Raw genomic sequence first — 22,297 nt, forward strand, 5'->3', positions numbered from 1 at the left:
GGGTTAGTAGCGGGCGGGCTGCGGAAACGGGAAATCGATCAGGTCGGAAATATCAAAGCGGTCGCTACCGCCGCCGAAGTAAGTGACGAAGAACCCTTCTTGCATGTGGCAAGTGACATCCACGATGCGGTGTTCGCCACTGCTGGCAACGATCACGTCACCCTGCACCAGACCGCTCGCTTCTTTGCCTGTAATCATGCGTTCCATATCCTTTCCTCTTGAGTGGTTGCCGGCAGGGCGGTGGGTTCAGGACTCACGGCTCCAACTCGAACGGCTCGTGCACCGGAACGAAAGGCGTCGGCTTGCCGCTGTCGTAAACAACGTTCCAGAACTTCGGGGGACGCTTGGACGGCGTGTGTTTGGCGCAGAACGAGGCCGTCTGGCAGTACCACCGGCCATCGACCTGATACGGCTCGCCACGGGGCGTGCAGTCGGGACAGGGTGTGGACGGGGAGGCGGCGTGGTGCCGAAAAGCGGCTTTTGACCAGCACACAGAGCAGGAGCAGTCCGGTGCGTGGGTGATCCGCAGATAGCTGACGAGGGTGACCATAGGTCATGCCCCTCCCTGGCTTATCGGAGTGCACGTAGATCATGCCGAGCGCTCCTGTGAAACCAACGCGGGCGCGGTGGTTAAGGTCTCAGCCGGTTGTTCCTGGGCGAAGCTCGCCGTAAGGCGGAAAACCAGTTCGGCATTTATGGATCGGTGAGCCAGCCATGCGGCTTTCTCGACCTGGGTGCGGAGTTCCGCTGGCATGCGCAGCTTGAACTGGTGGTCTGCCCTACTCATCGGAGTAATCCCCCGCGCAGAACACCGTTTTGCCCCGGTCGAGGTCACGACGGAGGCGGTGCAGGTTGATGACGCGGCGGCGGCCGATCTTCACGGTCGGGACGGTGTGCGACTCGACCCAGCCGCGCACAACGTCAGGCGTTACGTCGTCGATGCCGATCATTTCGGCCAGGACTATTTGCGAACAGAACGGTGCATCCCTGAAATCGGTAACCCGCTCTGCGTTTCCCTCTACGGTGAGCCCTACTACACCAGACTGCTCCATGGTTTTGTCCTATACTCGTCCAAAAATTCGACCCAGATACTTGAGTCAACATACTTGAACAAAGCATATGAATCGCACCCTCAAAATTCAAACTATTTGATCAAAATACTTATACAAAATGGGCACAATAAACGAGCGTGTTAGAACGGTTGCCTCTATGGCTGGCATGGATCGGCTGGTGAGGGAGACACCGATAGGCTCGAATCGGTGGAGGACGGTGCTCTATAACAAGGACGTGCGAATCAGTACGGATGAAATTGAAGCGTTAGGCGCCTTGTATCCGAGTTATCGATGGTGGATGGTCAGCGGCGAGATAGCCCCGGAGATAGGCCAGACGAGCCCTGAATTCGACGAAGCCAACCGAAACTTGGCCAATCCAAACGCGAGATAGCGATCACCCAGGAAGTAGCTAGGCGCTGGTACGCCCGAGTTGGCAAGAATTGAATATGGGCCAGATACCGAGAGAGTCGATAGCTGGCCTCTAAGTCGATAGCGGAACGATCTAGCGATTGAAGTAGCCGTGAATATTTCTAGCTGCGTCATAATGTTCACGAAGCTTTAATAGAAGATTCCTCATCTCCTCAGGCCCCCAAACTTTTTGCTTTCTGTCTTGAAAAACAGGGATCCCTTGTATATTGGTTGTTCGTGCATGTGCGAATTCGATTCTATGTTGATTGATCTCGTCTGCAAATCTAGAGATCACTTGATGGCAGTTAAGGCTAAGATTACTACCGTCTTCGTCAAGTAGCTTTAGAAGGAAGTCTACTTTAACGCGTAAGTTTAATTTTTTAACGATTTTTTCGGTAGACATTGTCTTTAAACGAGGTATGTTGACGTTTTGAAGTTCATCTATATATTCTTGAAGTGATTCTTCCGCCATGAGTCTTATTTCGTCTATCGAAGGACTACCCTTGGATCTAACTATGGCGTTGATAGTGTCTTCAAAAAGCCCCTCGAGCTCCCCAACAGATCCAACAACAAGACCCCTCATATAGTTGGGATGAACAACACGCCTTATGGCGTTCTGAGCTAATGAAAAGACTTCATGAGCAAGGGAGTGGCGTTGCATACAATAAACCCCATCGACTTTTTGCTCGTAAAGTTTCTTGCGGAGTTCTTCATCTGGAGCAGAACTATAAAAGGCCATATCGCCATAGGTTTGGCTTCTGATACGTTTAGTAAGTATATGTCCATACTTACCTTTTCCTGCGCCTAGATCATAATCAACCATTATGAGGTCATATGGAGAGTGCTTTCTGAGAGAGTCTGTAAGCGACTGCACACTTTCATCATCGAATTTATCGAACCAGGTTATGTTCGCATGTAGGCCGACACTATAAAGGCGACCTTCGAGGTTCTTGACAACACCACTTAATTCTTCTTTTTGGTCATCAAGCCAGAGTATGCAGTAAGTTGCGTCCATATCAGTTATACACCTTGATCTCGAAAGTCGTCCCGTTATAGCTGGTTTCAATCAGGTTGATGTTTCCATTTATGTTTTGTAGCAGTTGGCGAACGTTGTAGAGACCGAGGCCAGAACCACTAGTTGTTGTTACGCCTTTGTCAAATATAGACTCATGGTTGGGGATGTCGTGAGGTACACCCGAACCATTGTCTTTTAATACAATTGAAAGGACGTTCGCTTGATGTTTGCTTATCGTTACATCGATAGAAGATGCCGAGGCCTTAATGGCGTTGTCAATCAAGTTGTCGATGATAATTGATACTTCAATGGGCTTGAATTGTATTTTGAAGTCGCGAGCGGTTCTGGTTGTTTTTATAGAGACTTTGCTTTTATAAACCTTGCATACTTTGTCTATGTATTGTTCGATGTAAAGGGCAAGGTCTTCATTGATTGAATTGGAGTCGAGTTTGAAGTTCGCTTTGGTTGCAAATCTAGAAGCGGCAATCACCTGCTGATTAAGTAAAAGCAAATTCTCAAGGGTTTCAGACATGTCATTGACCGTCATCTGACCTTTGTTGTTTATCGAGAATAAGCCGGCTTCAATTAGATTTATTGCATTGCTGGCGTAAATAATGACCTGATGATGAAGGCTCTCTAGTACATCTTTATCATGGCTTTGAAGCGAGGTTAGGAAAAGATTTCTATCTTGCTCAATCTTTAGGGCTTGCTCGGCTTTTACTGCTGCTTCTTCAGCCTTGCGGCGTTCTGCTCGTTCTTTTTCTGCATACTGAACAGCTTCGGCTTCTGCCTTAAGCATCTCTTGATATCGAGATTTGGCAGTTTTAGCCTCCTCAAGGAGCTGTGTGTTTCCCGTTTTCTCAGCAATGTTAGATAAGTTATCTATTGTTCTGTCAAAGTCTTTAGTTTTGCTATCGATGATTGAGAGAAAATCATCGGCGAAGTAATCAACCGTAATGCCCGGGGTGCTAGTTAGCTTGCTGATTACTTCAATAATTTTTGATCTTACTTCATCTCTGGTAAGATGGTCTGAGTCAACTAAATCTGTGTCATATTTGATTCGCCAGCTCACTCCAACAACATAGTTCTCTAGTCGCATTAGGCACTTTCGCCAAAATGCTTCTTTCAGTTGGAGGTAGGCAGATGTTTCTATGAGACCCTTGTCCCGGCTGGAAGATTCTTTAAACTTTGAATCATCGCCGTATACATCTATTTTTCCTAGAATGTCACGTGTGCCGAGATAGCGTGAGTAACCTTGCTGCTTTCTCCTATCAATACCAAAGCTATCATCCGTCTCCTCTCCGACAGGATATACTCTGAATCCATTCTTAAAGAGAAAAACCGAGCCAAAGGAAACAGAGTTAACGCCCATTCTTCGAGCGAAGGTCGATTTTGCCGATCGGTTTAAATAAAATATATTGCACTCAAATCCAGAGTCATCTAGATATTTGTATTCATTCGACTCAGAGATTTTATATATCACTTTCCCGCGGTCAACGAGCTCAGTAACGATCTGTCCTTGAGATATAGATGTCTTTAACCAGGTGGTTTTCTCCTGAAGCGTATGGAATATGAAGTTATCTACGGGGCCATTAATAATTTCATTCGGGTGGGGTTCTTCGGATTCGTTGAGAATGCGTTCGTCTTCAGCTTTCTCGCTTTCGGCGTAGATGTGTACAGAGAAATTTTCTTTATGGGAGCCGAATGGGTTAATTAGTTTGGCGAGAGAGGATTTAAGCTCTTTTAGTTTCGCTCTGTCCCAAACCTCTCTTAGAAATCCAATTTCTAAAACTGTTCCGCTATCAAAGCTAAAAGATATGTGTGACGGAAGTACGAAGTTTTGTGTTGCTGTATGCTTTATATCTATGTTTACGAAGTCTTCTTTGGACGATCTTTCAAAGTCTGCCCAGACAACTTCTAGTCGATTAATTTCATCGTCATCTGCGGTTTTAGTCTGTAAGAGCAAAAGCTCTCCGAGCCTATCGCAAGAGAAGCGGCCTACACCTTTGCTGCCAGCATATCTTTTAGTAGAAATAGATTCGCGATAATCTGACCTGGAGTCATCTTCGGTTCCGTCTTGCTTGGCGGAGTAAGCAACAAAAAGCCACTTATTTATTAAGTCGCTGTAAGACATCCCTTTGCCGTTATCGATAATAAATATACAGCTGTCAGTGAAGTGTATATTTACCTCAGAGGCTCCGGCATCATAAGAGTTTTTAACTAACTCAAAAACCGCAACAAAGTCATCTGTAATCAAATCGCGTCCAATAATGGACTTGAGGTGAGAGCTAACACGAAAATTAAGAGCCTGCATTCTTTGCTTCACTCTGCGTGTTGTGGCTTTCAGTCCCTTTCTGAGACTTAGCGATTAGAAGTGAGCCTATTGCCTCTGCAAGCAAAGGCGGTACGGCATTTCCTATCTGTGTGTACCTTGGGCATTCAATTTTTCGATATTTTCCGCCCGTAGTATATTTACCGGTTAGTTCAAACCAGTCTGGGAAGGATTGAATGCGTGCAGTCTCTCGTGCCGTCAATATTCTTAGCTCGTTATAATGGATAATGTCATCGGGCAAGGTTGTTATTGTCGGAGCGGGAGCGTTTTTTGTTAATACTGTGATTGCGTGTTTCTTAAGACCAAGCCGCTCCCTTGCATCCTTAGAAAGTGATCGACCTGGTTGCGACTCACGTTGAATCTTACCGAATTGCACAATGGTGTCAGGCTTGTGGCGAGGCAAGCGCCTACTGTTCGGGGCGTCTTTGAAGTCTTCTCGCATGATAGATAGATATGGCGATGAGACTTGAGGTGGTTCATATACAGCCTCTAGAAAGCCGCTCATGCCGGAGTCTTCATTCATGACGAGCTTTCTATCTCGTGTTTGAAGGTCAGCAATCGCTTCAAATACAGAGACAGGACGTGCCGTAGGAAGGCCCTTACTGTTAAGGAATTCTGATCGGCTGCTGGTAAGATTTTTTAGTAGATCTGCCTGCCCGCTAAGTGAGCATACGATTAGATATCGGTGTCTGTTTTGTGGTACACCAAAGTCTGCACAATTTATCTTGCCACGCGAAACGGTATAACCATTTTTTTCAAGTTCTTCGCTTATGAACTCCGCATATGACTTTTTGAAGTGGCGATCATCTTCATCGCCTGTCCGCTTTTTCTCATTAAACTTGCTATTAAACCCGCCCACATTTTCAATCACTATATAGGTCGGACGGATTATCTTTACAAGCTCCAGATACTGTTCAGCCATTTTGTTTCTGGGGTCGGCGGGGTTGCGTCTGCCTGCTACAGAAAAACCTTGGCAAGGAGGGCCACCAACCATCAGATCTATGTTACCGCGGAGGCTCTCTAGCTTTTCAGCATAGTCACCTAGAAAATCTTCGCAGCTCATGGCCTGTTTGGGGAGCCACTCTGGCCAGTCGAATTTGTAGCGATCGCCATCAATCAAGTTGTGGCGAAGCGTCTCGAATGCCATTGGGTTTTTTTCTATAGCTGCTACACCCTGGCAACCAGCTTTAAGTAGTCCGAGGGATAGGCCGCCGCAGCCTGCAAATACGTCGATGAAGCGCATAAAATTACCTATTTTGTCAGGTTTGGATAGATGTTAATTCATGGTTTTCATCCTGTCCAGGAACCAGAGCTTTATTTTAGTAAATATATGTCACTAATTTGCTTTGTGAGTTGGGCGTGTGCGTGATTAGACTGATCTACTAGTTTTTCAAATATATTGGCGTCCATGTCTCCACTCTCGGAATAAGCGCTTATTATTTCAGAAACGAAATTCAAATATATTTGATGCGTTCTGGTTAGTTCTTTGTTTCCAAGAAGTGTGATGTATGACTTTATGGCGGCGTGGTTGCTTAGCGATAAGAGTGCTTCTTGGTAGCGGTAATTTATTAGCTCTTGCTCGGTTTCAGGCCAAGGGTCATTGCAGACTATTGTGTCAATCTTTGCGAAGAAGACAGTGCAGAAGCTAATGAAATGGTTGTGAAGTTTTGATAAATCAGCTGCGCATATTTTAGCGAGCTCACCTGTCCTATTATTTCTTTCTATCTCTTGGTTATGATGGTGCTGTAATTTCGCTATTAACGTGCTCTGCTTATTTCCCCATAACGCAAGAAGTAGGCTACTAATAGTCCCGGCAAGAGCTACTACTGATGGGATACCTATTTTTATGAGGTCTGAGATAAGCTCATTGCTTTCCATGTGCAGAGTCACGCCTCCTGCTTGCACGTCATCCACGCGTACCCAATCTTGGCATACTGCCATCAGCGGAAATTAACTGTTCGAATTGCATAGGTAAATAGCCAGAGAGACTACATTGGTCGAATTTTCTGAAAAGGACTGGTCTAGCCAGCTAAGGGGAGGGTCGGAAGCCCCTTTTATGGTCTTTCTGGCTTGCTAGGGCAGTTCGTAGCCGACTACGGCTGCTCTACTCTTTTCTGAGCAGCTGTATAGGCCTCAGAACGTTCACGCTTACCGACAGCCACAACCGTTATCACCAGTTTGTTATCGACGACCTGATACACCAGACGGTAACCGGCAGAGCGGAGCTTGATCTTGTAGCAGTCCGTCATGCCGCTGAGCTTGTCGGCCTCAATACGGGGCGAGGTCAGGCGCTCTTTAAGCTTCTTGGCAAACTGGAGACGAATGGTGGCGTCGAGCTTGTCCCATTCCTTGCGAGCCTTGACGTGAAACTCAAGCGTGAAGCTAGGCACGAATGCCCGCCTCAGCTTCGGCGATAAGGTCGTCGATCTCTACAGAGACGGTTTCGCCACCCTGGCGAGCACGAACGGTTTCGGCCAGTCGCAGATCATCGAGCAATTCGAGCATGGCTTGATAGCGAGCGGGTGGTACGGCGTAGAAGGCCGGTTCGTTACGGTTGAGGATGACCACGGTTTCGCCATGACCTTCACGGATGGTACCCATAGGGTCGCGCTTGAGATCAGTAATCGAGGCGGCTACATCAGCCAATACGGGAAAGGTCATGAAAACACCTCTTGAAGCATCATGAAAAGCACGTTTAAAAAGCACTTATAGCTTACGCCAGGCCAGTCAGTACGAGAAACCTTTGTCTGGAAAACACTGCGGTAGCTGGCCAGCCAGTACGCCAGATGAGTCTGGTTATTGAGCGATCTTCGTCATCCGAACGGCGCTGCAAAATCGCTTTACCGACGTCCGCTCGAAACGTAGGGTCCCTCTCGGGCGGCGTCCCTATCGGGTGAAACAGTAACCACGGACTCGCCATTTCGCCCAACAGCGGCGGGCAGAAGCGGGCCTGGAACAGGCACTCGACATGCCAGGCAGCCGGACAGCAGACTCACAGGAAGCAGCCACCTTGGAATTGAGACAACTGCGCTATTTCGTGAAGATCGTCGAGCTTGGCAGCCTGGGGCGCGCGGCGCTTGAGCTGGAGGTTGGCGTGTCGGCCCTCAGCCAGCAGGTCTTGAAGCTGGAAAGCGAACTCTGCACCCGTCTGCTGAACAGGACCTCTACCGGCGTCACGCCCACCAGCGCCGGGTTCGCGTTTCTGCACCATGCCCAACTGACGCTGCGCCAGGCGGAAAACGCGATCATGGCGGCCCACCGCGGGCGAATGAGCGGGTATGTCAGTGTCGGCCTGCCGCCAACCACCGCGACGGTGCTCGCCCTGCCGTTGATCAACGCCATGCGCGCGCGCTACCCGGACATCCAGCTGCATGTGGTTGAGATGCTCTCCGGCCACCTGGCGGCGCAGCTCAATGCACGGCAAATCGACCTCGCCATCCTCTTCCATCTCGACGGGGGAAAACGCTGGAGCGTGACGCCGCTGCTGGACGAGAAGCTGTTCGTCATCGCCTCGCCCGAGCTGCCCCAGGCGCCGACGGGTGACAGCGTGCAGCTGGCCGAGCTGGGCGGCCTGCCGCTGGTGATGCCCAGCGCGCAGCATGGATTGCGCTCGGCATTGATGAGCGCGTTCGAGCGGGTCGGGTTGACGCCGAATGTCATCATGGAGGTCGACGGCCTCGCCGTGTTGATGAACGCCGTTCGGGCCGGTCACGCGGCGACCATACAACCGGGCGCGGCCGCGGCATTGAAAGACGGGTCTGGACTTTCGCTGATCCGGATTGCCGATCCGCATGTGGGCCGGCGCAACCTCCTGGCGACGCTGGCCGATGATGAACTCTCGCCAGCGGCGCTGGCCGCGCGATTGGTCATCCTCGACGTGGCGCGACAACTGGTCGTCGACAAACAATGGCCTGGCGCTACCTGGCTGGAAGGAGTCGAGGCGTAACCCTGTTCACGCGTAGAAGACCTTCCCTGCCGGCAAGCCTTTAGAAAAACTAAACACCCCGCGTCAAAAGCCGCCTTTCGACCCCCTATTCCCCACCCTATCGTTCACCCCGCTCGCAAGGAGCACTCGTTTCCGCCTCCTTGCACATCGAGGAACGGTAATGATCGACGTCTTAGTCATAGGGGGTGGCAACGCTGCCTTGTGCGCCGCTCTGATGGCGCGAGAAACAGGCGCCAGCGTAATGCTGCTGGAGGCTTCTCCGAAAACCTGGCGTGGAGGCAACTCCCAGCACACCCGCAACCTGCGCTGCATGCACGACGAACCGCAGGACGTGCTGGTCGATGCCTACCCGGAAGAGGAGTACTGGCAGGACCTGTTGAAGGTCACCGGCGGCCTCACCGATGAAAAGCTCGCCCGCATTGCCATCCGGGCGTCGTCCTCCTGTCGCGACTGGATGCGCTCGCACGGCGTGCACTTCCAGCCGCCGCTGTCCGGCGCGCTGCACGTGGCGCGGACCAATGCCTTCTTCATGGGCGGCGGCAAGGCGCTGGTCAATGCGTACTTCCGCAGCGCCGAGCGCCTGGGGGTAACGATTCGCTACAGCGTGCCTGTGACCAACATCGAGCTGGATGACGGCAGGTTCGTCGCCGCCCATGTGGGCGAACGTGAGGCCGACGGTCAGCGCTTCCCGGCGGAACGCATCGAAGCCCGCGCCTGCGTGCTGGCGGCCGGCGGCTTCGAGTCCAACCGTGAATGGCTGCGCGAAGCCTGGGGCCAGAACGAACGCGGCGAATGGCCGTCGGACAACTTCCTGATCCGCGGCACCCGATTCAATACCGGCATCCTCCTGCGCCGCATGCTCGACCTCGGCGCCGATGTGATCGGCGATCCTACGCAAGCGCACATGGTCGCGATCGATGCCCGCGCGCCCCTCTACGACGGCGGCATCTGCACCCGAATCGACTGCGTATCCCTGGGTGTGGTGGTCAATCGCGACGGCGAGCGCTTCTACGACGAGGGTGAGGATTTCTGGCCGAAGCGCTACGCGATCTGGGGGCGTCTGGTGGCCGGGCAACCCGGTCAGCAGGCGTACTCGATCATCGACCAGCAGGCCATCGGCCGCTTCATGCCGCCGGTGTTTCCCGGAACCACCGCCAACACCCTGCACGATCTCGCCCGCCTGCTGAAGCTGCCGCAGGAGCGATTCGTCAAGACCGTCGAGGACTACAACGCCGCCTGCCGCGTCGGCACCTTCGATCACACGGCGCTGGACGACTGCCACACCCAGGGCCTGCTGCCCGCCAAGACCCATTGGGCGCGGCCGCTGGTGAAACCTCCGTTCTACGCCTACCCGCTCAAACCGGGCGTCACCTTCACCTACCTTGGCCTCGCCACCGACGAAACCGCCGCCGTGCACTTCAACGGCAAGGCGAGCCCCAACCTGTTCGTCGCGGGAGAAATGATGGCCGGCAACGTCCTCGGCAAGGGCTACACCGCCGGCATCGGCATGGCCATCGGCACCGCGTTTGGCCGCATCGCCGGCGTGCAGGCGGCCGCTTCGGCCGGCTGTGGCGTTTCATCTGCACACACGGAGCCTCGCCATGCAGCTGTTTGATCCACACATGTCGGGCGGGCTGATCCCGTTGCTGAATCTGGACGAACGTGAAGTCCAGCGGCAGATGACCATCTGCAATGCCTGCCGCTACTGCGAAGGCTTTTGCGCGGTGTTTCCGGCGATGACCCGTCGCCTGGAGTTCGCCCAGGCAGACATTCATTACCTGGCGAACCTGTGCCACAACTGCGGGGCGTGCCTGCACGCCTGCCAATACGCCGCCCCCCACGAGTTCGACGTCAACGTACCCAAGGCCATGGCCAAGGTGCGCCTGGACACCTACGCCGAATACGCCTGGCCGCGGGCGATGGGCAAGCTGTACCAGCGCAACGGCCTGACCCTGGCGCTGGCGTCCGGTGGGGGACTGGCGCTGTTCCTGTGCCTGACCCTGATGCTCATGGGCAACCTGTTCACGGTCGTTCCCGGCGGCGACTTCTACCGGATTTTCCCGCACAACACCCTGGCGCTGATGTTCGGCTCGGTGTTCGGCTTCGCGGTACTCGCACTGACGCTGGGTGTGCGGCGCTTCTGGCGCAACGTTTCACCGCCGGCGGCGCCAGTGCCGCTGAAAACCTCCGCGGCCCTTGAAGCCACGGCCAACGTCGCGACGCTCAAGTACCTGGATGGCGGCCACGGCGAAGGCTGCAACAACGCCGACGATCGCTTCACCTTGTGGCGCCGCCGGTTCCACCACCTGACCTTCTACGGCTTCATGCTGTGCTTCGCCGCCACCGGCGTCGCCACGCTCTTCCACTACCTGCTGCAGTGGTCGGCGCCTTATCCGATCTTCAGCGCGCCGGTGATGTTGGGTATCGCTGGCGGCATCGGCCTGCTGATCGGCCCGGCGGGCCTCCTCTGGCTGAACCTGCGCCGCGACCCCGCGCACGGCGACGAGAAGCAGAAACCCATGGATCGCGGTTTCATCGCACTGCTGTTTCTGGTCAGCGCAAGCGGCCTGGCGCTACTCGCCCTGCGCGACACCAGCGCCCTGGGCGCGATGCTCGCCCTCCATCTCGGCCTGGTCATGGCGTTCTTCCTGACCATGCCCTACAGCAAGTTCGCCCACGGCATCTTCCGCAGCGCAGCGCTGCTCAAGCACGCCATCGAAAAGCGCCAACCCAACCCGATCAACGCCGCAAGCGACTGACGGTCAAGGCACTCATTTCAAAAACAATAGTGAGCAACGGTAGCCATGATGAAAACGACAACGGCAACAACCCCGTCCCGCGGGTCCAAACTGGGCGCCATCCTGCGGGTCACCAGCGGCAACTTTCTCGAGCAGTTCGACTTCTTTCTGTTCGGCTTCTACGCCACCTACATCTCCCAGACCTTCTTTCCTGCCACCAGCGAGTTCGCCTCGCTGATGATGACCTTCGCGGTCTTCGGTTCCGGATTCCTGATGCGTCCGCTGGGCGCCATCGTGCTGGGGGCGTACATCGACGAAGTGGGCCGGCGCAAGGGCCTGATCGTGACGCTCTCGATCATGGCCAGCGGGACCGTACTGATCGCCCTAGTGCCGGGCTATGCCAGCATCGGCGTGGCCGCGCCGATCCTGGTGCTGTTGGGCAGGCTGCTGCAGGGCTTCTCCGCCGGCGCGGAACTGGGCGGCGTCTCCGTGTACCTGGCGGAAATTTCCACGCCCGGTCGCACCGGCTTCTATACCAGTTGGCAATCGGCCAGCCAGCAGGTGGCCATAGTCGTCGCTGCGGCCTTGGGTTACACCCTCAACGCTACGATGCAAACCACCGAAATCGCCGCCTGGGGCTGGCGTATTCCGTTCTTCATCGGCTGCGTGATCATCCCCTTCATCTTCGTCATTCGCCGTTCGCTGGAAGAAACCGCGGCCTTCAAAGCCCGCAGCCATCGCCCGACGACCCGCGAAGTCTTCCGCTCGATGCGGGACAACTGGAGCACCGTGTTGGCCGGCGGCCTGCTGGCGTCGATGACCACCACCACCTTCTACCTGATCACGGTCTACACCCCGACATTTGGCCGGACCGTGCTGAACCTGAGCGCGACCGACAGCCTGATGGTCACGCTGCTGGTCGGCGTCAGCAACTTCATCTGGCTGCCCATCGGCGGCACCCTCTCCGACCGCATCGGCCGCCGTCCACTGTTGCTGGCGATATCGCTGCTGTGCATCTTCACCGCCTACCCCGCCATGCACTGGCTGGCGGAGGCGGCAAGTTTCGAGCGGCTCCTCGCCGTGCTGTTGTACTTTTCGTTCTTCTTCGGCATCTACAACGGCGCGATGGTCGCCGCGCTCACCGAGGTCATGCCGCAGAACGTGCGGGTAGTCGGGTTTTCATTGGCGTTCAGCCTGGCCACCGCGGTGTTCGGCGGTTTCACCCCGGCGATCTCGACGCTGCTCGTCCAGGCGACAGGCGACAAGGCGTCCCCGGCCTGCTGGCTGATGTTCGCGGCGGTGTGCGGGTTCACGGCGACGACGATTCTGTATCGTCGGCAAAAAGCGCTGGCGGTCGGGGCCGTCTAGTTGTCCGGTCGCCTGTCGCTAGCCGGACGGGCGTGAACCGAGGTCCACCCGGACAGACCGAGGGCTTGCCGAAAGGCAGGCCCTTTTCCTTGGAGGCGTCGCCAACGTTGTCAGCAGCCGACTCACGCCCGGCTCAGCTCCTTCGGATCATGCTCGGCCAGCCAGTGGGCGAGGGCCTTGTTGATGCGGGTTTGCCAGTCGGTGCCGGTTTCCTGAAAGGCGGCGAGGACTTCGGTGTCGAGGTGCAGACTGACTTCCTTGCTAGGGGCTGGCCTTGCGCCGATGTCGGCCCCCTCGCCATCGGCACTACCGAAGAGTTCGGCCAGCAGGCGTTCGGTAGCGAGCTCCCTGGCCTGTTGCCGCGCGAGCGGCATGGGAGCTTCGGTCGGTCGGTTTCTTCTGTCCATCTGCTCTGCTCCAGTTTTCTTTGCGCTACCGGTTCGGACAAGTCAGAGCGCAGGGGAATTCCCTAGGCCGCCAAATTCGCGGCTTCAGAGGGCGACAAGCCCGTTCGGACGGCGCCGTTGGCAGCGCCGGCACGTTTCACGAATCCTTCACATTGCGCCCTGTAACGTCTCTTCCTGACGCAAGTGACTCCTTTGTGTTTGTTACGGCTTGAGCCCGCCCTCCCGCGGGCTTTTCTTTGTCCGCCAATCGGCGATCCGCCCGTTTCCCCCGCGAAGTTTGCTGCCGCCCTGCGGTCGGCGCGGCATAATTGCCGGCCTACGGCTGAGCAGCCGGTTACCGCGAAGAGATCAGGATGCAAGCAGAAAAGAACGACGCCCCCTCGCACCTGCGTCGAAGAAAGAGCGCCCCCTGGGGTTTGATCGCCGCCCTGGCACTGGTAGTGGCCGCCGGATGGGTCTTCGTCTCGCATTTCTCCGGACAGTTGCCGCCGACCTTCAGCGAATTCCTCCAATCGGTGCGCTTCAACGGCAAGCCGGTCTTCGGCAGCGACGCACCGCCGCCCGCCCCGGCGTTCGCGCCAGCACCGATCACGCCGCCCGCGCCGGGTTCGGCGCCGCCCGCCGCGACGCATTACGAGTTCCAGGAAGAAACGGTGAAGAGCATCCAGCTCGGCAAGCCGGCAGAGAAAAAATAGCCCGGCGACCGTGACCAGCTGTTGAAAGGGCTTCCGAGGAAGCCCTTTTTTATGCCCGCCGTTCGGCTCGGGGATGGGTCCTTCATTCGTCGCCGTCCCTGTTCGCGATGAGTGAATGACCATTTCCGTGGGCCTATTGTCATTCTCGCCAACCGCAGGCGGAGGGATGATCGCAGCCATGAATCTTCTGCGGAGCTGCCCATGCACAATTCACACGAATCCCTAGCCCAAACCGTTACCGGTCGTCCTCTGGAGGTCGGCATCCTGCTGTTCCCCGGTGTCGAGGTGCTGGATTTCGCCGGTCCGTTCGAAGTGTTTTCCGTGGCGTCCCGCGTCGCGGCGCGCGACGGGTTGCTCGGCCACCCCGCATTCCGCGTGACCACCGTCGCCGCGACTCCGGAACCGGTCGCCGCGCGGCATGGCCTGCACGTGGTGCCCGGTGCGGCATTCGGCGAGCACCCGGCGCTGGACCTGTTGATCGTGCCCGGCGGCGTGGTCAGCCAACCGCTGGAGGATGCCGCGACCCTGGGCTGGATCGGCGAGAACGCGGGCCGCGCGGCGATCACGGCCTCGGTCTGCACCGGCGCGTTCCTGCTGGCCAAGCTCGGCCTGCTCGACGGCCTGACCGCGACCACCCACTGGGAGGACCTCGACGACCTGCGCGCGAGCTTTCCAGCGCTGGAGGTGATCGGCTCGGTGCCCTTCGTCGACCACGGAAAGCTGCTCACCTCCGCCGGAATCTCCGCCGGCATCGGCATGAGCCTGCACCTGGTCGGTCGCGTGCTCGGGTTGGCGGCGGCCAAAGCCACCGCGCGGCAGATGCAGTATGACTGGGACGCCGACGCGCGCAGCTGAAGGCAGACGTGAAGGTGGCGATAATCGTGGGTTGTCCACAAATATAGCCACGCGGCATACTCGGTCAGCGCTCACGAGGAAACCTGCGATGAATCCGCCGCGACAGATTGCCTGCCTGATCTTTCCCCAGGTGGTCGGGCTGGACGTCACCGGCCCGCTGCAGGTGTTCGCCTCGGCCAACGAGGAGCGTCGTCGCCACGGTCTGCCGCCGGCCTATGCCCTCAGCCTGCTGGGCGCCGACCTGCAGCCGGTCGCCACGTCCGCCAGCCTGCGCCTGTGCGTCGACCGCGCCTGGCCCGAGGTCGACCCCGGCGAACTGGACACCCTGCTGGTGCCCGGCGGCATGGACATCCACACGCCCTGCGCCGAGGCCGCCCTGCTCGCCTGGCTGCGCCTTGCCGAAAGCCGGGTGCGCCGGCTCGGCTCGGTGTGTTCCGGCGCGCTGATCCTCGCCGCCGCGGGAGTGCTCGACGGCCATGCAGCGACCACCCACTGGGACGACCTCGACGCCCTGCGCCAGTACCCGGGCGTGCGCGTGCAGGGCGAGCGGCTGCACACCTACGACCCACGCAACCGCGACGGCGATGGGCATATCTTCACCTCGGCCGGCATCACCGCCGGCATCGACCTGGCGCTGGCTCTGGTGGAAGCCGACCTCGGCCGGCCGCTGGCCCTGGCGGTGGCGCGAAGGCTGGTGATGTTCCTGCGCCGGCCCGGCGATCAGGCGCAGTTCAGCCCGCTGCTCGCCGAGCAGAACCGCACGGTGCCGCGCCTGGCGGCCCTGCTGGAGTGGATTCCGGCGCACCTGGGCGAAGACCTCTCGCTGGAGGCGCTGGCCGACCGCGCGAGCATGGCGCCGCGCACGCTGTCGCGGGTGTTCGTCCGCGAGCTGGGCATGGGGCCGGGGCGTTATGTGGAGAAGATTCGCCTGGAGGCGGCGCGCGCACTGTTGCAGGACGCCAGTTGCTCGATCGGCAGCGTGGCGCGGCTGACCGGATTCGGCCACCCGGAGAACCTGCGCCGCACCTTCCAGAAGCACCTGTCCGTCAGCCCGCAGGCCTACGCGGAGCGCTTCGCCTAGCCGTCAGGCTTGCGGCCGCAGGCGATATTGCGGGGGCAGCTGCTCCAGACCGGCGACGGTCACGTTGAGGTCCTTCCAGCGTCCATCCTTGATGCCGTAGATGCAGCCGTGCACCGACAGGCTCTGGCCGCGGTGCCAGGCGTTCTGGACGATGGTGGTGTGGCTGACGTTGGCCACCTGCTGGATCACATTCAACTCGCAGAGGCGGTCTACCTTCTGCTCCTCGGTGGGGAACTGGGCGATGTGCTCGCGCTGTTCGTAATAGAGGTCACGGATGGTGCGCAGCCAGCCGTCGATCAGGCCCAGCTGGTCATCGCGCATTGCCGCGCGCACGCCGCCGCAACCGTAGTGGCCGGTGACCAGGATATGTTTCACCTTGAGCACGTCGACCGCGTACTGGACCACCGAGAGGCAGTTGAGATCGGTGTGCAGCACCACGTTGGCGACGTTGCGGTGGACGAACAGGTCGCCGGGCAGCAGACCGACGATCTCGTTGGCCGGCACGCGGGCGTCGGAACAGCCGATCCAGAGGTACTCGGGCGCCTGCTGCTTGGCCAGCTTGGCGAAGAACTGCGGGTCCTCCTCCTTGATCGCCTCGGCCCAGCGTTCGTTATTGTCGAACAGCTGTTTTAGATCGCTCATCGTCGCTACCCCTGTCGCGCCGGAATCGCCTCTTGCGAACCGGTCGCGGGCTTTGACAAGCCGCGGCCGGCAGGCGTCACACCGCGCGGGCGGGCGTCTGGCGCAGCAGCACGGGGCGCGAGGCGGGGCCGCGCAAGTCGCGCAGGAAATTGTCGCGCCAGCCGGCCAGGTCGTTCTGCCGGATCACCCGCATCATGCTTTCGTAGCGGTCCTTGCGCTCCTCCAGCGGCATGCGCAGCGCGCGGTCCAGCGCCTCGGCCATGCCGACCCGGTCGTATGGGTTGACGATCACCGCCGAGCTCAACTCGCGCGCCGCTCCGGCGAAGCGCGACAACACCAGCACGCCGGGGTCATCCGGGTTCTGCGCGGCGACGTACTCCTTGGCGACCAGGTTCATGCCGTCGCGCAGCGGCGTGACCAGGCCGATCCTCGCCGCTCGGAACAGCCCCATGAGGATCTTCCGCTCGTGGCTTTTGTTCAGGTAGTGCAGCGGCATCCAGTCGAGGTCGGCGTAGCGGCCGTTGATGTGGCCGGCCTGGGTCTCGAGTTGCTGGCGGATGTGCTGATAGGTCTTCACGTCGGACCGCGAGGTCGGCGCGATCTGCAGGAACTGCACCTGGCGACGGTGCTCGGGGAAGCGGTCGAGCAACTCTTCGTAAGCGCCGAAGCGCTCCACCAGCCCCTTGGAGTAATCCAGGCGATCGACGCTGATGATCGTCTCGCAGGGCTCGCCGGACTCGCGCCGGCCGATCATATTGCGGCGGCCGCGGTAGGACTCGGCGGTCTTGCGGATTTCGTCCGGCATCACGCCGATCGGGTAGTGCTTGGCGCGGAAATCATGGCCGTAGGCGGTCATGGCGTTGTCCGCGCCGATCAGCCCGCGCACCTCGCGGGCGATGTAGTCCTCGAAGGCCTGGCGGTCGACCTCGGTCTGGAAACCGATCAGGTCGTAGGAGCAGAAGGTCTTGAGCAGCTCGTTGTGCGGCGGGATCGCGGTGAGGATCTCCGGCGCCGGGAAAGGAATGTGCAGGAAGAAGCCGATGCGGTTGCGAATGCCCAGCTGGCGGCATTCCTCGGCGAACGGGATCAGGTGGTAGTCGTGGATCCAGAGCACATCGTCCGGCTGCAGCAGCGGCTTGAGCTGTTCGGCGAGCATGCGGTTGACCCGCCGGTAGCCTTCGTATTCATCGCGGTTGTAGCGCGCCAGATCGATGCGGTAATGGAAGATCGGCCACAGCGTGGCGTTGGAAAAGCCGCGGTAATACTGGTCGTAATCGCGCTTGTTCAGCCCGATGGTGGCGTAGGTGATGCTGCCCACGGTCTCGCAGACCAGCTTGGGCTGGCTGGTGACTTCGCCGTTCCAGCCGAACCACACGCCACCGGAATCGCGCAGGGCGTCGAACACGCCCACCGCCAGCCCGCCGGCCACGGCCTTGCCTTCCTTGATCGGGGCGACCCGGTTGGATACCACCACCAGACGACTCATAACCGTTTCTCCGAATAATTCTTGTCAATGTCGCTAAGGGGTTGGGTAAGGCGTGCGGCGATCCACTCGCCGACCGCGGCGACCGAGGGCAACCGCCGCTGCGCCACACTGGCGCCCTCGCCGACCTTGATCGACAGCCCGCCCAGCGCGTTGACCACGGCGAAACCGGCCTCGTCGGTGAGGTCGTCGCCGACGAACACGGGCACACGGCCACGAAAGGGCTCCTCGGCCAGGAAGCTACGGATCACCTCGCCCTTGTTCGCGCCTTTCGGCTTGAGTTCGTACACGCACTTGCCCGGCTGCAGGCTGAGCAGGCGTGGATATCGGGCGACGAAGGATTCGGCGATCTGCCGGGCGACGTCCTCCAGCTCGGGGGCCTCGCGGTAATGCAGGGCGAAGGCGATGCCCTTGTTCTCCAGGCGCAAAGCCGGGTACTCGGTGCACGCCGCCTCCAGTTCGCCCTCGACGCCGTCGAGCGCCGCCAGATCGAGATCCGACGCCTGCAACTGGCCATCCGCCCGCCGCCGTTCGGCGCCATGCACGCCAGCGGCCGGCAACTCGAGCGACTGCAGGAGCTGATCGATCTGCGCCAGCGGGCGGCCGGAAATCACCGCCACCGCTGCGCCGCGGCGCTGCAGTTCAGCTAGCGCTTCAAGGGTGGTTTCGGGAATGAAAACGAGCTCGGGGCGGGGCTGAATGTCTGCCAGCGTGCCGTCGACGTCGAAGAAAAAAGCCCAGCGGTCGAAGTCCGATCCGCTGCTTGGGGAAAAATCGTTCATGTGGGTGTGACTGCCCGCAAGCCCGGGTTGTTCCGGGGTTCGCCGTCCGGCTGGCTGCCTGAATCTTCAACGCCCCTCCCGGTCACAGCCTCGACAGCGCCAATCCGAGGAGAACGCCATGAGTACCGAGCGCAAACCCTACGTACCCCAGGAAATCGACGATACCGAGGACCGCATGGGCTCCGTCCACCCGCTGGACTTCAACGATGACGATCAGCACGAAGGCCGCGCCGGCGACACTCGCCCCGCCGCCGAGCTGGAGCGCGAATTCCCCGACAAGCGCGTCCGCGAGGCCGGCATGACCGGCGGCGAGGCGCTCGGCCCGGACGAGCACGAAGACGGCGTGACGATGGACGACCTGAGCCCGGAAACCCTGCTCGACGAGACCGGCGCCCGCGATCCCTACGAGCCTGGCAGCGGCGATCCGGCCGACTACGACCTGAGCATCGTCGACGAAGAGGAGATCGGTGCCGGCGGCGGGCTCGACGAAGCCCAGGAAGCACGCGTCCATCCACTCGACGGCAAACCCTGGAAGCCCAGCGAGCCCCTGCGCAGCGAGCGCGACGAGCGCACCGACGAATTGGGCATGAGCGACGAGGAACTGGCCGGCGAAGCGCCGTTGGACTCGGCGCGGGACGTGAAACCGGAGTGACGATCCGCCGATGCAAAAAGGGCCGCTTAGCGGCCCTTTTTCGTATTCTGCGCCTGCGCGAGGCGGAAGACGGCCTCGCTCAATCGAGCAGCGTGCAGGCCATCACCAGCGCATCTTCGCGTCCACCGCCTTCGGCAGGGTAATAGCCGCGGCGCCGGCCGATCTCATTGAAGCCATAGCGCTCGTACAGGCGATACGCCGGCAGGTTGGAGGCGCGCAGTTCGAGGAAGCACTCGTTGGCCGAGCACTCGCGGGCACGGCGCATCAGCCGCTCCAGCAGGTGCAGGCCAAGGCCGCGGCCCTGGAACCGCGGGCCGATGGTGATGTTCAGCAGGTGCGCTTCATCGAGGATCATGTTGATCACGCCGTGGCCCACCTGGCGGTCGCCCTCGAACATCATCCAGCACTCGTAGGACCTGATGCTGTCGAGGAAGATGCCGCGGGTCCACGGATGGCTGAACGCGGCGTTCTCGATCTCCAGCACGGCGTCGAGGTCCGCCTCGGTCATCCGGCGGAAGGTCAGCGTGTCGCTCATGGCGCTCTCATTCAGGCTGCGACAGCCAGCGCGGCATGAGCCGGCGCATGGCTTTCCACAGTTCGCCCTTGCGGGCCGGTTCGTCGATCAGCAGTTCCAGCCCCGGCAGTGCCCAGAGCACGCCGAGACCGTCGACCTGCACCTCGCGGTTGTACGCGGTTTCGTCCACTTCGCCGGCGAAACGCAGCGCCGGCGTGCCGATCAGCCAGGTGCAGCGCCCGCCCTGCTCGAGTTCGCCGGCGAGTACGCCCTGCACGTAGTCGCGCGCGGCTTCCGGGCCCTGGTCCATGCCGCCGCGCACCAGCAGCGGCCAGCGGATCGGTTCGCCGTCGCCGACCTGCAGCGGGCTGTCCGGCAGGCCGGCAGCGCGCAGCATGTCCCGAAGCAGCAGGTAGGCCGGGTCGCGACTCTGGAACGGCTCGCCGGTGGGCAATTCGACCAGCAGCAAACAGTCGCCGGCGCGCAACAGTTGCAGGGCGAAACGCGGCGGCGGCAGAACGGCGGGCGCGCTCGGCGTTTCGCTGCGGGTTTCCACCGGTGCAACGGCCGGACGTGGCATCTCCACGCGGGGGCGCGGCGCTTCGCTCGGCAGCGGCGCGGCGGCGGAAGGCGTAGCGGGCGCCGCGGCGCTCGGCGCAACATCCACCGCAGGCGCGGCCTCCTCGCCCAGCTCCACCGGTTCGTCCTCGGGTTCCAGCAGCGGCAGGCGCGACGGCGCGGCGAACGGCAGCTCCACACGCGGCAGCCAGACGCCCACCTGCATGGCGCTGAGGTAGGCGCGGCGGCGCTGCTCGGCGATCACGGCGCGGGCACCGGGCGGAGGGAAAGAGGACGGTTGCAGCTCATGGCGAATTCCTGGCGGTCGCGACGCGGCCTGACACGGGCGGCGATTGTCGCCGGAAACCCTGGCGCACGGAAAGTCCGCGGCATGGACGGTCGCAGTGAACGCCCCGCTTTTCGTCACCGGCGTACCGACCCGGAGGGTGCATTGCAGTACAATCGCCGGCCTTATCCGTGACGACCGAACCGCTTTCGATGATCGATCCCAAGCGCGTGCTGCGCGCCCTCGCCGAACACTGGACGTTGCTCGAGCCGCTCTGCGAGCGCTTCGATGCCGGCACCCTGAGCCTGGTCGAGCTACGCCTGCAGCTCACCGCGCAGCTGCCCGAAGGCACGCCCACCGACGTCACCGCCCTGCTCGACCAGTGGATCCGCCTGGACATCCTGGTGCCGGTGGCCAAGAGCCCGAACCGCTTCGAGCTGAATGCGCAGATCCACGACTTCCTCGCCTACCTGCGCCGCGAGCACCGCCTCGGCCTGTGCCTGGAGATCGAGGCCTACCTGCGCCATCTGGAACGCCTCGCAGGCTACATCCAGGACGCCTTCGAGGTGCGCGACGGCCAGGACCTGGCGCGCCAACTGCGCCTGCTCGACATGCGCGTGCGCGACGTGCTGAAGAAGCTCGCCAACGACGAACAGGCGCTGGTCGGCGTGGCCGACCGGGCGAAGACCAGCGACCGGCAGATTCCGCTGCGCCAGCGCTATGCCGAAGTGCTGGCGACCTGGGACGAATACGTCGAACCGATGATCCAGCTGGTCGCCGCCGATGGCGCCTTCGAGCAGGGCGTGCGCCGCGTCGAGCAGGTACTGCTGCGCCTGCTCGGCGAACAACAGCGCCTCGGCCAACTGGTCGATGACGACCTGCTGCTGCGCACCCACGCACGCATCCTGGAGATGCAAACCACCGCCCAGCTGACCCTGCGCCGCGCCCGCGAACTGCTGCTGCCGCTGCGCGAGGAAGCGCGCCGGCACAATGCGGTGACGCGTGGCGCCGCGCTGGCGCTGTCGGCGATCCGCAAGAAAGGCCTCGACGCCGTGCCGCAGGCCTCGCTGCCGTTGCACAGCCGGCCGCAAAGCACCTTCCTCGGCAGCGCTTCGCAGGTCGAGGCCTACGTCTATGCGCTGGCGCGCTTCGAGCCCAAGCCGGCGCAGTTTCCCAGGGCCAGCGGCACGCGCAAGGGCGACTCGCCGCGCGCGCCACGCACCGCGAGGGAAATGCTCGAACGCTGCGAGGACGCCCTGCCGCTGCCGGACCTGATGCTCTGGCTGCTGGAACAGGAGCCCGAAGGCGCCACCGACGAGCTGCTCTATTGGTTCTCGCGCCTGTCGCGCGACGCCCGCTTCCAGCGCGAACGCCTGGAGCGCCGCGATTACCTGACCGCCGAACACCGCGTCAGCCTCAGCTCATTCGCGCTCATCGGAGCCGCGCCCTGAACACTCCACCGAATCGACCGACCGCCGGCGGC

Annotated in this window: 25 protein-coding genes; 9 read left to right on the forward strand and 16 right to left on the reverse strand. The window is 59.9% G+C overall.

Features of this window, described 5'->3' with window-relative positions:
- Positions 1-3: 3 nt before the first annotated feature.
- The 10 genes from BLV15_RS13160 to BLV15_RS13205 form a co-directional block, all read right to left on the reverse strand.
- On the reverse strand, positions 4-207 hold the full coding sequence (locus tag BLV15_RS13160) for a hypothetical protein (RefSeq protein ID WP_090228936.1): 204 nt from the start codon (positions 205-207) through the stop codon (positions 4-6).
- 46 nt (positions 208-253) lie between these two features.
- Positions 254-550, reverse strand: a complete 297-nt coding sequence (gene pflM, locus BLV15_RS13165) for a lysogeny maintenance protein PflM (RefSeq protein ID WP_090228939.1) — start codon at positions 548-550, stop codon at positions 254-256.
- 39 nt (positions 551-589) lie between these two features.
- A complete protein-coding gene (locus tag BLV15_RS13170) occupies positions 590-787 on the reverse strand; it encodes an Arc family DNA-binding protein (RefSeq protein WP_090228941.1) in 198 nt (65 codons plus the stop codon).
- Positions 780-1,052 (reverse strand): hypothetical protein, encoded by a 273-nt coding sequence (locus BLV15_RS13175; RefSeq protein ID WP_090228944.1) that lies wholly within the window; start codon positions 1,050-1,052, stop codon positions 780-782. Before BLV15_RS13175 ends, BLV15_RS13170 begins: the two co-directional genes overlap by 8 nt.
- A 502-nt stretch (positions 1,053-1,554) precedes the next feature.
- Complete coding sequence (locus tag BLV15_RS13185) at positions 1,555-2,475, reverse strand: hypothetical protein (protein ID WP_090228947.1); 921 nt, start codon at positions 2,473-2,475, stop codon at positions 1,555-1,557.
- A gap of 1 nt (position 2,476) precedes the next feature.
- On the reverse strand, positions 2,477-4,789 hold the full coding sequence (locus BLV15_RS13190) for an ATP-binding protein (RefSeq protein WP_090228950.1): 2,313 nt from the start codon (positions 4,787-4,789) through the stop codon (positions 2,477-2,479).
- Complete coding sequence (locus BLV15_RS13195) at positions 4,776-6,050, reverse strand: DNA cytosine methyltransferase (RefSeq protein ID WP_090228952.1); 1,275 nt, start codon at positions 6,048-6,050, stop codon at positions 4,776-4,778. Before BLV15_RS13195 ends, BLV15_RS13190 begins: the two co-directional genes overlap by 14 nt.
- A 71-nt stretch (positions 6,051-6,121) precedes the next feature.
- Positions 6,122-6,721 carry a hypothetical protein gene (locus tag BLV15_RS21880; RefSeq protein WP_139210725.1) on the reverse strand — a complete coding sequence of 200 codons (600 nt, stop codon included), beginning with the start codon at positions 6,719-6,721 and terminating at the stop codon, positions 6,122-6,124.
- 179 nt (positions 6,722-6,900) lie between these two features.
- Positions 6,901-7,197 (reverse strand): type II toxin-antitoxin system RelE family toxin, encoded by a 297-nt coding sequence (locus BLV15_RS13200; RefSeq protein WP_090228955.1) that lies wholly within the window; start codon positions 7,195-7,197, stop codon positions 6,901-6,903.
- Positions 7,190-7,468: a type II toxin-antitoxin system Phd/YefM family antitoxin gene (locus tag BLV15_RS13205; protein ID WP_175534357.1), complete on the reverse strand. Its 279-nt coding sequence runs from the start codon at positions 7,466-7,468 to the stop codon at positions 7,190-7,192. Before BLV15_RS13205 ends, BLV15_RS13200 begins: the two co-directional genes overlap by 8 nt.
- 349 nt (positions 7,469-7,817) lie before the next feature.
- Here BLV15_RS13205 and BLV15_RS13210 point away from each other — a divergent pair, with 349 nt between their 5' ends.
- From BLV15_RS13210 to tcuC, 4 genes are all read left to right on the forward strand, one after another.
- Positions 7,818-8,753, forward strand: a complete 936-nt coding sequence (locus BLV15_RS13210; RefSeq protein WP_090228959.1) for a LysR family transcriptional regulator — start codon at positions 7,818-7,820, stop codon at positions 8,751-8,753.
- Positions 8,754-8,913: 160 nt separating this feature from the next.
- On the forward strand, positions 8,914-10,368 hold the full coding sequence (gene tcuA / locus BLV15_RS13215; protein WP_090228961.1) for an FAD-dependent tricarballylate dehydrogenase TcuA: 1,455 nt from the start codon (positions 8,914-8,916) through the stop codon (positions 10,366-10,368).
- Positions 10,355-11,512 carry a tricarballylate utilization 4Fe-4S protein TcuB gene (tcuB, locus tag BLV15_RS13220; RefSeq protein WP_090228964.1) on the forward strand — a complete coding sequence of 386 codons (1,158 nt, stop codon included), beginning with the start codon at positions 10,355-10,357 and terminating at the stop codon, positions 11,510-11,512. Before tcuA ends, tcuB begins: the two co-directional genes overlap by 14 nt.
- Positions 11,513-11,557: 45 nt before the next feature.
- Entirely contained in the window at positions 11,558-12,859 is a 1,302-nt protein-coding gene (tcuC, locus tag BLV15_RS13225) for an MFS transporter (RefSeq protein WP_090228967.1), read from the forward strand.
- Positions 12,860-12,981: 122 nt separating this feature from the next.
- On the opposite strand, the gene BLV15_RS13230 is transcribed toward tcuC, so the two are convergent.
- Positions 12,982-13,266 carry a BrnA antitoxin family protein gene (locus BLV15_RS13230; protein ID WP_090228969.1) on the reverse strand — a complete coding sequence of 95 codons (285 nt, stop codon included), beginning with the start codon at positions 13,264-13,266 and terminating at the stop codon, positions 12,982-12,984.
- Positions 13,267-13,619: 353 nt separating this feature from the next.
- Between BLV15_RS13230 and BLV15_RS13235 the strand changes: the two genes are divergently transcribed.
- The 3 genes from BLV15_RS13235 (at position 13,620) to BLV15_RS13245 (ending at position 15,897) form a co-directional block, all read left to right on the forward strand.
- Positions 13,620-13,961: a hypothetical protein gene (locus BLV15_RS13235; RefSeq protein ID WP_139210726.1), complete on the forward strand. Its 342-nt coding sequence runs from the start codon at positions 13,620-13,622 to the stop codon at positions 13,959-13,961.
- 201 nt (positions 13,962-14,162) lie between these two features.
- Positions 14,163-14,816, forward strand: a complete 654-nt coding sequence (locus BLV15_RS13240; protein WP_090228975.1) for a DJ-1/PfpI family protein — start codon at positions 14,163-14,165, stop codon at positions 14,814-14,816.
- A gap of 88 nt (positions 14,817-14,904) precedes the next feature.
- The gene (locus BLV15_RS13245) at positions 14,905-15,897 is read left to right on the forward strand and encodes a GlxA family transcriptional regulator (RefSeq protein ID WP_090228977.1); all 993 of its coding nucleotides are present in this window, start codon (positions 14,905-14,907) and stop codon (positions 15,895-15,897) included.
- Between the two features lie 3 nt (positions 15,898-15,900).
- Here BLV15_RS13245 and can read toward each other — a convergent pair whose 3' ends face one another.
- The 3 genes from can to otsB all read right to left on the reverse strand — a co-directional run bounded on the left by can (position 15,901) and on the right by otsB (position 18,804).
- Positions 15,901-16,539, reverse strand: a complete 639-nt coding sequence (gene can, locus BLV15_RS13250; RefSeq protein WP_090228980.1) for a carbonate dehydratase — start codon at positions 16,537-16,539, stop codon at positions 15,901-15,903.
- Positions 16,540-16,615: 76 nt separating this feature from the next.
- Entirely contained in the window at positions 16,616-18,025 is a 1,410-nt protein-coding gene (gene otsA / locus BLV15_RS13255; RefSeq protein ID WP_090228984.1) for an alpha,alpha-trehalose-phosphate synthase (UDP-forming), read from the reverse strand.
- Positions 18,022-18,804, reverse strand: coding sequence for a trehalose-phosphatase (gene otsB / locus BLV15_RS13260; protein ID WP_090228987.1), 783 nt, complete (start codon positions 18,802-18,804; stop codon positions 18,022-18,024). The genes otsA and otsB overlap by 4 nt, the downstream gene beginning before the upstream one ends.
- A 118-nt stretch (positions 18,805-18,922) precedes the next feature.
- Between otsB and BLV15_RS13265 the strand changes: the two genes are divergently transcribed.
- Positions 18,923-19,456: a phosphotransferase system, HPr-related protein gene (locus tag BLV15_RS13265; protein ID WP_090228991.1), complete on the forward strand. Its 534-nt coding sequence runs from the start codon at positions 18,923-18,925 to the stop codon at positions 19,454-19,456.
- A 79-nt stretch (positions 19,457-19,535) separates the two neighbouring features.
- On the opposite strand, the gene rimI is transcribed toward BLV15_RS13265, so the two are convergent.
- Positions 19,536-19,991 (reverse strand): ribosomal protein S18-alanine N-acetyltransferase, encoded by a 456-nt coding sequence (rimI, locus tag BLV15_RS13270; protein WP_090228992.1) that lies wholly within the window; start codon positions 19,989-19,991, stop codon positions 19,536-19,538.
- Positions 19,992-19,998: 7 nt separating this feature from the next.
- The gene (locus BLV15_RS13275) at positions 19,999-20,793 is read right to left on the reverse strand and encodes an energy transducer TonB (protein ID WP_090228995.1); all 795 of its coding nucleotides are present in this window, start codon (positions 20,791-20,793) and stop codon (positions 19,999-20,001) included.
- 233 nt (positions 20,794-21,026) lie between these two features.
- Between BLV15_RS13275 and mksB the strand changes: the two genes are divergently transcribed.
- Positions 21,027-22,265 (forward strand): Mks condensin complex protein MksB, encoded by a 1,239-nt coding sequence (gene mksB / locus BLV15_RS13280; RefSeq protein ID WP_090228998.1) that lies wholly within the window; start codon positions 21,027-21,029, stop codon positions 22,263-22,265.
- The last annotated feature ends 32 nt before the right edge of the window (positions 22,266-22,297 follow it).

Origin of the sequence: Pseudomonas kuykendallii, from assembly GCF_900106975.1 — a bacterium.
GTDB lineage: Bacteria > Pseudomonadota > Gammaproteobacteria > Pseudomonadales > Pseudomonadaceae > Pseudomonas_O > Pseudomonas_O kuykendallii.